The organism is Empedobacter sp. UBA5924, from assembly GCF_002431085.1.
Taxonomy (GTDB): Bacteria; Bacteroidota; Bacteroidia; order Flavobacteriales; family Weeksellaceae; genus Empedobacter; species Empedobacter falsenii_B.
Map to the genome: position 1 here is coordinate 1 of NZ_DJDM01000042.1, position 5,708 is coordinate 5,708.

Annotated in this window: 4 protein-coding genes and 1 pseudogene; 3 read left to right on the top strand and 2 right to left on the bottom strand. The window is 31.6% G+C overall.

The window, feature by feature from the left end; translation table 11 throughout:
• Positions 1-83: 83 nt before the first annotated feature.
• A complete protein-coding gene (locus tag B3792_RS11935) occupies positions 84-1,610 on the bottom strand; it encodes a SulP family inorganic anion transporter (RefSeq protein WP_115000917.1) in 1,527 nt (508 codons plus the stop codon).
• A 389-nt stretch (positions 1,611-1,999) separates the two neighbouring features.
• Between B3792_RS11935 and B3792_RS11940 the strand changes: the two genes are divergently transcribed.
• Complete coding sequence (locus B3792_RS11940; RefSeq protein ID WP_147279998.1) at positions 2,000-2,569, top strand: hypothetical protein; 570 nt, start codon at positions 2,000-2,002, stop codon at positions 2,567-2,569.
• Positions 2,570-2,722: 153 nt separating this feature from the next.
• Here the strand turns inward: B3792_RS11940 and B3792_RS11950 are convergent.
• A pseudogene (locus tag B3792_RS11950) lies at positions 2,723-4,199 on the bottom strand (IS1182 family transposase); the annotation flags it as partial.
• 446 nt (positions 4,200-4,645) lie between these two features.
• Here B3792_RS11950 and B3792_RS11955 point away from each other — a divergent pair.
• Both B3792_RS11955 and B3792_RS11960 read left to right on the top strand, forming a co-directional pair.
• Complete coding sequence (locus B3792_RS11955; RefSeq protein WP_291069705.1) at positions 4,646-4,879, top strand: hypothetical protein; 234 nt, start codon at positions 4,646-4,648, stop codon at positions 4,877-4,879.
• Positions 4,880-4,949: 70 nt separating this feature from the next.
• Positions 4,950-5,675, top strand: coding sequence for a hypothetical protein (locus B3792_RS11960; protein ID WP_171622698.1), 726 nt, complete (start codon positions 4,950-4,952; stop codon positions 5,673-5,675).
• The last annotated feature ends 33 nt before the right edge of the window (positions 5,676-5,708 follow it).

Genomic DNA, 5,708 nt, shown 5'->3' on the forward strand with positions numbered 1-5,708 from the left:
AAGACGAAAGCTTAGTTATTACCTGCAACCCTTTCCAAACACTACGCAACAAGAAAGCGACCTCGAAAAGTCGCTAAAAAAAATTATTTATCTAACATCACTTTATAAGTTGGGTCTTCAATGATATTTACTTCGATAACACTTTCTGCATTTTTCAATAATTGTCGACAGTCTTCGCTTAGATGCTTCAAATGTACTTTTTTATTTTGCTTAGCATAACGATGTGTCAAAACGTTCAACGCTTCTATTGCTGACATATCTACCACTTTACTTTCCTTAAAATCAATAATTATTTCTTCGGGGTCACCAATTACATCAAATTTTTCTGTAAAAGCTGTAGTTGAACCAAAGAAAAGTGGACCAAATATTTCGTAATGCTTTACTCCTTTATCGTCAATGTATTTTCTGGCACGTATTCTTTTAGCACTTTCCCAAGCAAAAACTAATGCTGAAATAATAACTCCTATTAAAACTGCCAATGCGAGATTGTGTAGCAACACAGTAACTAAAGCAACTAACATACCTACAAAAATGTCGTGTCGTGGCATTTTATTAATAATACGGATACTTGCCCATTCAAACGTACCTATCGCTACCATAATCATAAGTCCAGTAAGTGCAGCCATCGGAACTTTTTCAATTAAACTACTACCAAACATTATAAATACTAAAAGAGCCACAGATGCAATAATTCCAGATAATCTCGCTCTTGCTCCACTGGATACATTAATTAAGCTTTGTCCAAGCATTGCACAACCGCCCATTCCTGAAAAGAAACCCGATAAAATATTAGCCGTTCCTTGTGCCACTGCTTCTCTATTGCTATGTCCTCTTGTTTCAGTAATTTCATCAATAATATTCAAGGTCAATAAACTTTCAATCAAACCAACCCCTGCAACAATAGCCGCATACGGAAAAATGATTTGAAGTGTTTCTAAATTAAAAGGAATTTGAGGAATATGAAACGGCGGAAATCCACCTTTTATAGAAGCAATATCGCCAACAGTTTTGGTATCCAATTTTAAAAAATAAACCAACCCAAAAACCACTAAAATAGCAGTAAGGGAAGCGGGAACAGCTTTTGTAATTTTAGGCAATCCCCAAATAATAAGCATTGTTAAACCCACCAAAGCCAAGAGAATATACATATTTGAACCTGTGAGCCAATTGCCCGAAACATCTTTGAATTGGTCTAACTGCGACATAAAAATAATGATGGCTAAACCATTCACAAAACCAAAAATAACAGGATGCGGAACCAAACGGATAAGTTTTCCTAACTTTAAAAATCCTGCTAACATTTGAATAATTCCTGCCAAAATAACGGTGGCAAAAACGTATTCCACACCGTGCGTTTTTGCTAAAACAACTATGACTACTGCTATTGCACCAGTTGCACCCGAAATCATTCCGGGACGACCGCCTAAAATGGACGTAACCAAGCCCATCATAAAAGCGGCATAAAGACCCACAAGCGGAGAAAGTCCTGCAATTAAGGCAAACGCAACTGCTTCTGGAACTAAAGCCAAAGCAACGGTAATACCTGATAAAATTTCGGTTTTGTAATCTACTTTTTGTTTGAAATCAAACAAATTGATAATTTTCTGCATAAGATATTTGTATTGTAAAAATTTATAAAATGTAATTTGCACCGAAAATCAGCATTTCGGGTACACGAAAGAAACCAATAAAAGGAATTGGGAAAAAACAGCAATTAACCAACCATTAAGGCGGAGTAACTTGAGAAGATATTTGCGTTGTTTTTTTCATTGAGGTTGCAAAATTAACATTTTATGACAACTTGACAAAACAAAACTTGACAAAACCTAATAAAAAATTAGGGCAGCAGGTAACAAGGTATTGCCAAAAGCGGGGCTGAAGGAATTATATTGAACATTTTTGCTATATTTGAACTTTGGTATTTCTATTGAAATTTGGTGCTAAAACTCCCCGCCTTCGGCAATACCCAAACCGTTAGCTGACATTATTTCTAAAAACCGTGATTAAAAATTTAATATTCATATTTTGCTTTTTACTCTCATTGAATCTTTATTCCCAAAAAATCAATGAAGAATATTATTTGTTCTCTAACGAAAACATTTCGGAAAATCTAATATTTAAAAATGATTCAATTGTTATATCAAAACCAATTTTTCGTGGAGGAATATTTATAGAATCGAATTATAAAGAGAAAATTTATAAATATGAGATTATAAACGATACGCTTATAATCTATAACTTTCGTGATTCAGGAAATTTAAAATATAAAATAACTGAAAATTATATTGAAAACTCTGAAAGAAAAGAAATTTTTATAATAAGAAATGAATTTGAAAAGTTTCCAGATTTAGCAGTTAAATTTGAAGATCAAATCTATTGGATTGATTCTCCTCAAACTTCAAACGGAGTAATAACTAAAGAAGGTAAAGTTAATAGAAAAATTCAGAAGCTTTTCAAGAATAAGAACATTGATAATTTAAATTTAAAACTTTATAAAGGGTATGAAGCATTCATAGAATTTGGATATCAATATGTATTTGGAATTATTAATGTAACAGAAAAACAATAACGTCAGCTAACATCGGTAACTGTTGCACAACTCCAATTTACAGTAAAAACAGAATATATGACCTCGTTTAAGCCTTTTTAAGCGAGGTTTATTTTTAGAAAAATATATTAATGTAAAATTAGGTTTGCTTAAAAACTCTCTTTTTAAGGAGTGAAGGAGTGATTTTGTAGAAGCGTAGTTCTTCCCTTGTTTTAAATAAATAACTTGGGCTAAAACACTTGATTTTTTGACTGTAAAGCGTAGATATTTCTTCAAGTTGTAAGATAAACTTGACATTAGTACATGTTTATTGGCTTTAGACATTCCTCTGCTGTTGATTCGTTTTAGGTTAAAGAAGTTAATCAACGTTCCTAAAACTGGTTCTACTGTTGCACTTCGGCGTTTAACTAACCTGCGATGATAGGCTTTGTTTTGGGTGAGTTTTTCGTGCATTTTATCGTACAAAGGCNNGACATTGTCCACAATCTTTTTCCGAACTTCTATAGCTTTTCTTTTCGTAGCCTTTGCTGTCTGTTAAAGTTCGTTTGAAAGGCAGAAAAGCTTTATTCCCTCCTTCTTGAATACATTCGTAACGGTTTTCTTTTTTATTAAAAATAAAACCTTCTCGCTCGGGTTTATATTGTCCAAAGTTGGGAATCCAAGCGTCTAAATTATGATCTTCACAATATTGTAAACTAGCACCGCTACTGTAACCAGCATCAGCTAAAACTTCACCTATTTGTATATCGTTTTGTTTAAAATTTGATAAAGTTTGATCCATGATTTCAGAAAAGATTGTACTGTCTTTGCTACCTGCGGTACTGGCACAAGCACCTGTAATCACGTGATGTTTATCGTCAACAGCTAATTGTCCAGCATAGTTCAGTTGGCGTGGTTTACCTGGTTTGGTCGAGATTTTCGCATCAGGATCTGTTGGACTATAATGTGTATGATTGCTTAAAAACTGAGGTCGAATCTCATTGCCATCCTCATCTTTACGAAGTGTTTTAACATTACCAGGCATGTTTTTATAAGCTTTGCCTTTCCAATTATGATGTTGTTCTACCAACTTTTTGCGTGTTGATGTTACAGTTCGACTGGGCTCACTGCATGCTTTGAATTCTGAATTTTCTTCTAACTCATTCACAAAAGCAGAAGCATCATTTAAAACTTCTTTTTCTACCAAAGAATCCATGCTTGCGTTGGCTTTAATAAACGCTGAGTCTACCGCCTGACGTTTACCTGAAACCATGCCTTTGTTCACACATAAACTCAATATCAACTGAAACAATTGCAAGAATACTTCTTCGCCAAAAAGTGCACGTGTTCGACTAATGGTAGAATGCCAAGGTAATTCTTCGTTCAGATCATAACCTAAAAATAAACGAACATCCAAGCAATTACTGCAAAAACGAATCAATGCTCGATCGCTATTAATGTTATTTAAATAGCCTATCAATAATATTTTAAAAAACACCACAGGATCAATACTTTCTTGACCTTGAGTTCCGTAATATTTTTTGGTGGATTTGTACAGAAAATGTAAGTCTAATACTTGATTAACGCGTCGATAAAAGTTATCAAACGGTACTAACCGATCTAAACTTAATTCATAAAAAAGTTGTGGAATAAATTCTTTTCGTCCTTGCATACAACAAAATATGAAAAATTAGTCTATTTTAGAGTTGTGCAACAAGCACATCGGTTTGGCAAAATGCGGGGTTAAGTGCAAAATTGGACTTCTCGTCTATTTTATCCGCAAAAGCTGTTTGCTTTTGTTTTTTTATTAAATTTACCAAAAGCCACAGCTTTTGCTTCGTTCGGTTCAGAATTGAATTTTCGCTCAATTCAAGCCCGCACTTCGCCAAGCCGCGGCCCGTTGGTTGCAATTTTTAACAGCATGACGTTGAAGAATTACGGTTTATTTAAATAGTTTTGAAGAACATTTTACAAATTTCTCAAATATAGCCACTCACTACTAAAGAGATTATATCGTATTTTGTAAACAAATTGATTTATTAAATTATTACCAATATGGGAAATAACCCAACCTACTGCAGGAAGCAGATTAATTAATTTAACACTAAAAAAAATTACATGAAAAAATTAGTTTTTACATTAGGTTTTATGCTAATTGGAACACTTGCTTTTGCTTCAAATGAAAAGATTGAAGAACCCAAAACAATTATTCAAAAAGAAAATTGTGAAGAAAAAAGATCTTTAACAATACAAGTATTTGAAGAGGCTAACTTAGGATTATCTTCAGATGAGTTAATTGAACTTAGAGACGCTATGTACAATATTTGTACATTTAACAATATGAATAGATAATCATTATTTTTTTTATTTTGATCCTTTAATAATTAAAGGATCAAAATAAATATTAATTATAATTTATAATATGAAAACAATTAAAATTTTAATATTATTATTATTTACTTATAATCTATTTGCTCAAGAAAAAGCTAATACATTTATATATAAATTTTATAATGCTTATGACTCTGAAAAAATCACCGCATTAAGTAAAAAAGGAATTTCGGTAAAATTCGACGATTCAATAACATATATACTTGAACAAAATGATTCAATAGGAACTTTTAAAGCCGAGTCTAAATTAAATAATTCACAAGGTACTAGCTTCGATTTAACAGAAGTATTTATAAAATCTCAAGGTGATTTTTTTTATGATTACAAAAATAACATTACATTAAACAGTAAAAGAGATTATGTAATTAAAATTGATGAAAATGATTTTACTTGGGAGATTATTGAAGACAATATTTCTTGTTTGGAACGTATATGTAAAAAAGCTAAATTTACAAAAATAGAAAAAGGAGTAACAAAAGACAGAGAATATACAATTGAAGTTTTATATGATGACAGTTATTCAAAAAATATATTACCGTTTGGACTTTTAGGTTTAAAAGGATTAATTGTTAAAATTAACTTTAATGGTAATCAAGAAGTTATCCTAGAAGAAATGAAATATAATAAAAATATCAAAATAAAACCTTTCAAGGATAAAAGAAAAATAATTACTCAAAGAGAGTATAATGAAATTTTAAACAATAAAATGCTGGAAATGAAAGATAGACTAAATTTAAAAGTTGTAATTCCTAGTTAAAAAAACTGCTACCAATAACTAAGCTTTCGTCTT

Bases quoted from the DNA above. Each gene is read 5' to 3' on its own strand.
- B3792_RS11955 (WP_291069705.1), top strand. From the start codon at position 4,646: ATGAAAAAATTAGTTTTTACATTAGGTTTTATGCTAATTGGAACACTT.
- B3792_RS11935 (WP_115000917.1), bottom strand. From the start codon at position 1,610: ATGCAGAAAATTATCAATTTGTTTGATTTCAAACAAAAAGTAGATTAC.
- B3792_RS11960 (WP_171622698.1), top strand. From the start codon at position 4,950: ATGAAAACAATTAAAATTTTAATATTATTATTATTTACTTATAATCTA.